Below are 4,968 nucleotides of genomic sequence, written 5' to 3'. Positions count from 1 at the left end.
TCAACACTCCCATTTTGTAATAAAAAATGTTATACAACCGAAAATAAATACACCTAAAAACATTATTAGGCTTTTACCGTGAGCAAACTGCACCCCTTCAGTATTAATCCATTTATGAACCTGCATCCAATCAATAAGAGAAGCATAAGGAGAAGAGATTACCCAATAAGATACAAATAACAAGATTATTAATAACTTAATTATAGATAATCTTTGCATGAATGATATTAAAAAAGGGAATAATAAATATGCAAACATTTCCGTACTTATTGACCATGCTGGTTGATTCCAAGATACTAAATCCGTGAATCCCCACGCTTGAATAAGAAAAATATTTAAGAAAAATGTATAAAAATTATCGGAAGGTAGTAAAGGAATAGGATAAGAAAAGCTAGAAACCAATGTAAATAAAAGCATAAATAAATGCAATGGATAAACCCTAGCAATACGAGCAAATAAAAATTCCTTATAACTAATAGTTTTTGTAGAGAACTTAGTATTATAAACATAACATAAAATAAAACCGGACAATACAAAGAATATTACCACTCCAAGCCCTCCAAGGCGTGCTATATTCATTCCTATTGAGTCGCCGCCAGACCAATTTGTAAGTGGCATGTAAGAATAAGACCCATAAAGCTGCATATCCACGCAAACCTGTTAGTCCTTTGATTTCTTTTAAGCTATCTATTTTATTATGCATATTTAAGTTATAATATTACGGATTAAAATATGGCATGATATAATAATCTAAATATTAAAACAATGTATTAATAATAATTTTTTTAATAAATTATTAGATTTTTATATTCAGAAATCTTTTAATAATTGTTCCACCTTTATAGCATTATCAAATCCGTGATCGTAATGAAATCTTATATCAGGCGAGAATTTCATATTTATTTTATTAGTAATAAAATTTCTGATAGCATTTTTAGAATTATTTAATGCATCCATAATTTCATCTATTGTTAGTTTAGTATTAAAAGGCAAGAAATAACAATTAGCTATTTTTAGATCAGCAGTAACTATAACTTTCGTAATAGTGAGAGGACAATCAAAAAGTCTGCTATCCAGCATTTTACCACGTCTTAGAATTTTGATTAATGCTTCATTTATAATGCTTGCTAATTTTTGTTGTCTATGAGAATTAGTTTTGGTTAATTTTTTCATGAGTTAAAATATATACAATTTTGGCTTTGTGAACCTTTCTAAAAAGATTTAATTTTGGTTATTTTTTGCTGCAAATTATAAGATTTTTTTGAAATATGAATAACTATTCCTACAAAAATCTTATTAATTTTCGCTAAAAAATACCTCAAAATAGCAAATCAATTAGAAAGGTTCACAAAGCCTAGAGCATAATAGCATGCTTTTGCCAAACAACCAATACCTAAAAATTTTAGAAATTTTGTTTTAAAAAAACCAGAAAATAAAGAAATAAAGCATCCCCAAAAAGGAAAGGCCATTAAGAAAATTATAAATATCTCATATTTATAATATAATTTTGTTAAATTTTTATGTCTTAAGATACTTTGTTCGTTTTTGGAAGCATAAAAGATATTTAAAACTATTCTTCCAAAAATATAATTGACTGCATTACCACTAAGAGAAGCACAAATAGCTACTAACAGCATTATTAAACTATTATAACCCCAAAACATTTTCATAGAATGAAATATTAATTCATTCTGAAAACCGATAACAAGATTTGAGACAAAACTATCAACGAATAATAAACTATATGCTTCAAATTGATTCATAAATGTAATATATTGAATTTTAATTATGTATGTTGTATTGCTCGATCCTTTTGTCACCCCGTGGTCAAGCCACGGTATGACAAAATAGAACCATACCACAACTCATACCATCTAACACCAAAATAAAGTAACCAGCAATGAAAAAGCAAATTATTTATCCTGATTTTATAGCACGAATTTTTTCTACAGCACTTGATTTATCGTTGCTTGCTTTTATAGCAATTCCAATATCTCAATTTATTTCTTTTAATTTATTATGGTTGTTCTTTAATGATTATTTCCTTAGTAATAACATTAATCTTCATAATCCCAATGAAATGTTTAACTCAGTTATGAGTCAGGAATTTTATGAATATCTTAAAGCAGGGAATTTTAATAAATATATTTTGTTTAATATTTCAATTTTTGCTACTAATATATTAGTAATAGGCTCATATTTCGTAACGCTTTGGTATTATAAATGCGCAACTCTTAGTAAAATGTTCCTACGTATGAAAGTCGTCGATGCCGTAACATTAAATCGTCCGACTTTAAAGCAGTTAATTAAAAGATTTTTAGGGTATATGACTTTTCCTATAGGTATTTTTTTCATACTTTTTTCTTCTAAAAAACAAGCATTACATGATAAAATAGCCGGAACCGTCGTAATCAAATCTTAATATATGAACAACAACACAAATGATATAGATCAACTAATTTATCTTTTTTCAAAATTACCCGGTCTTGGTAGTAGGTCGGCAAGACGTATAGTATTATACCTACTACAAGATAAAGATGTAAGGTTAAAAAGCCTGATTAATAACCTGATAGATATAGATAAGAAAATAGTAAAATGTGAGATTTGCGGTAATATGGATACGGAAAATATTTGCCGTATTTGTTCTTCTGAATATAGAGATAAATCGGTTATTGCTGTTGTTGAAACCGTAGCTGAACTATGGGCAATAGAGCGTAGCGGTAATTTTAAAGGTTTATATCACGTACTAGGTCATAATTTATCAGCAGCTAGTAGGCAAAATCCTAGCATACTTCGGTTACCTGAACTACTTAAAAGATGTTTTGCAGAAAATATTAAAGAAGTTATTATTGCTACTAATTCTACTTTAGAAGGTCAAACTACTGCGTATTTTATTACTGAATATTTAAAAGAACATCCTGCCAAAATTTCTCGCCTAGCTAGCGGTATACCTATCGGAGGTGAACTTGATTATTTAGATGAGGGTACCTTATCTGCCGCTATTAACCTACGCCAACCTTTTGAGTAAAATATTAATAAATTTTAATAAAATATTGACAATCTTATTAAAAATACCTAACTTTTAACCTCTATTATTAAAAAAGAGGTTTTATGCAAGATTTTAAGATTAACTCAAAATCAGTTCTTCACATGCTAGCTCAAATTAGAGCTAAACAATTAGCAATTAGAGATGGGCAAAATAAAGAGCAAGACGCTATAGTTAAGGCATGGGAAGAAAATGGCATTGATAAAAGCGGTGGGATAACAGGAAAGGAAATTATCCAAGCTTTAGAGGATTTTTATAACACAAGTAAATCAGTAAATAACTATTTAAAAAAACAAGATATAAATGATATAGGTTACCCTATAAAATTTAATAAAACTGATTTGCAGTTAAAAATGGCATTAAATTATGCAAAGCAGCAAGAGGATAATTTAATAGATCAAATAATAAAAGGAAAGTTTTATAGTGGTTTATCAAACGAAATAAATTCTAACGAATTACCTGTTTTACAATCTGATAGCACGGTATCGTTTTGGGGGAATGAGAACTCTTCTGTTAGTTCTGTGTTACTTGAAAGTATTGCCCAAATACTTGATATTGAGCCGATATCATTGGTAGGAGCTGCCACCGGTTATAAATTTTATAATTCTCAATATGAGCTGCCGAAAGAGTTAATACCAGAAGATTATCATTTTGTCGGTGAAAAAGGTATGCTACTTTTTGGAGACTATCAATATGGCGGACATCGTTATTTTAAAGATCAATTAGTGTTTGGACCTGAGGATTGCTCAAGTAGCGTGGGTAAGGCAACTTATTTACCTACCGAGCAGATAAAAAGTATAACTACAGCTCAAATGAGAGAAAATTATTCTAAATATGGTTATGAGTTAGTTGCAACTTTAAATGATATAGATCAAAAACAATTAGAATTAATTGAGCCGGGTGATATTTATCTTTATAAAACTCATTGTGCAATTATTGCAACTAAACCTGAAAATACAGCAGAGATTACTACACTACAGTTTTCAAGAGATATAGATAGAGAAGAAAAAAAGCTTTTAGGCGGCGGAATTTATAATTATAAATTACGTGACAAGGTTGAAGAAGATTCAATTAGTCCTATTTATATCTTACGTGCAAAAAATTTAGAACCTCTGCATGCAGAATCATCTTTACCGTATTTCTTAAGTAAAATAGATGCAGAATATATAAATTTATATCCTGAAGGTCCTAGTGAAGAAGTTGTAGGAGACTGCAGAATGTTTTTTGAAATTCAAGAGCAAGCATAACTTTAATCGGGTTTGTTGTGTGGATAACTAAGTCGTCATTGCGAGGAAAAACTGTAAGTTTTGTACGTCCGCATGCTTGACAAGATTGCCATGTCGGGACTATGTCCCTCCTCGTAAGGCATTGCCCGCGTGGATCAATTTCACCTCTGTCATCCCGTGGTCAAGCCACGGGATGACACCGAACGCTTTTTTCGATCCACCCAATAAAGCTAGTTTTATAACAAATCTTGGTGAAATTCTAGATGGTATTCACCGGCGAATTTTATTACATCATTATGATTTCCTTGATGATCAAAATTTATCAGTAATTCACCTTGTTCGTTTGAATGTAATATATTTGTAAATAAACGCTGGTCACCGTCAATTTTAATTTCGACTACTTTTTTACCGATAAATTTAACGCCGTTCTTACCTTGTGGGTTATGTATTATACCTTTCGTTAAGGCATCTATAAATTTATTATATTGATTCTTATCTAATTTTTCTGTAACAATCTAAACCTCTATATTTACCAAGTGGAATAACGTCGTTAGTAGTAATATCATGCTCTTTTGCAATATGCCATATACTATTAGGAATAATTTCTTGCTGACGATTAATTTGTTGGAGAGTATGAAATAAATCCTGTTCTTTTCTTAACTGATAATATTTATGGATTTCTATAGGGAGTGTTGA

The 4,968-nt window shown here is 29.9% G+C and carries 7 protein-coding genes and 1 pseudogene; 4 read left to right on the top strand and 4 right to left on the bottom strand.

Annotation, left to right across the window (positions count from 1 at the left end):
- The 3 genes from SB78_RS08295 to SB78_RS05340 form a co-directional block, all read right to left on the bottom strand.
- Window positions 1–618: an acyltransferase family protein gene (locus SB78_RS08295; RefSeq protein ID WP_081420973.1), complete on the bottom strand. Its 618-nt coding sequence runs from the start codon at window positions 616–618 to the stop codon at window positions 1–3.
- A gap of 192 nt (window positions 619–810) precedes the next feature.
- Window positions 811–1,173, bottom strand: coding sequence for a 30S ribosome-binding factor RbfA (gene rbfA / locus SB78_RS05345; RefSeq protein WP_041079141.1), 363 nt, complete (start codon window positions 1,171–1,173; stop codon window positions 811–813).
- A 158-nt stretch (window positions 1,174–1,331) separates the two neighbouring features.
- Window positions 1,332–1,763: a YqaA family protein gene (locus tag SB78_RS05340; RefSeq protein WP_041079140.1), complete on the bottom strand. Its 432-nt coding sequence runs from the start codon at window positions 1,761–1,763 to the stop codon at window positions 1,332–1,334.
- Between the two features lie 137 nt (window positions 1,764–1,900).
- Between SB78_RS05340 and SB78_RS05335 the strand changes: the two genes are divergently transcribed.
- The 4 genes from SB78_RS05335 (at window position 1,901) to SB78_RS10225 (ending at window position 4,636) form a co-directional block, all read left to right on the top strand.
- Window positions 1,901–2,422 carry an RDD family protein gene (locus SB78_RS05335; RefSeq protein WP_041079139.1) on the top strand — a complete coding sequence of 174 codons (522 nt, stop codon included), beginning with the start codon at window positions 1,901–1,903 and terminating at the stop codon, window positions 2,420–2,422.
- A 3-nt stretch (window positions 2,423–2,425) separates the two neighbouring features.
- Entirely contained in the window at window positions 2,426–3,028 is a 603-nt protein-coding gene (recR, locus tag SB78_RS05330) for a recombination mediator RecR (RefSeq protein ID WP_041079137.1), read from the top strand.
- An 83-nt stretch (window positions 3,029–3,111) separates the two neighbouring features.
- Window positions 3,112–4,293, top strand: coding sequence for an RP439 family protein (locus SB78_RS05325; RefSeq protein WP_041079135.1), 1,182 nt, complete (start codon window positions 3,112–3,114; stop codon window positions 4,291–4,293).
- A gap of 76 nt (window positions 4,294–4,369) precedes the next feature.
- The gene (locus SB78_RS10225) at window positions 4,370–4,636 is read left to right on the top strand and encodes a hypothetical protein (RefSeq protein WP_199402803.1); all 267 of its coding nucleotides are present in this window, start codon (window positions 4,370–4,372) and stop codon (window positions 4,634–4,636) included.
- 128 nt (window positions 4,637–4,764) lie between these two features.
- Here the strand turns inward: SB78_RS10225 and SB78_RS09740 are convergent.
- Window positions 4,765–4,968, bottom strand: a pseudogene (locus tag SB78_RS09740) (hypothetical protein); the annotation flags it as partial.

Origin of the sequence: Rickettsia asembonensis, from assembly GCF_000828125.2 — a bacterium.
Classification (GTDB): domain Bacteria; phylum Pseudomonadota; class Alphaproteobacteria; order Rickettsiales; family Rickettsiaceae; genus Rickettsia; species Rickettsia asembonensis.
This window is presented reverse-complemented; position numbering and strand designations above follow the sequence as displayed.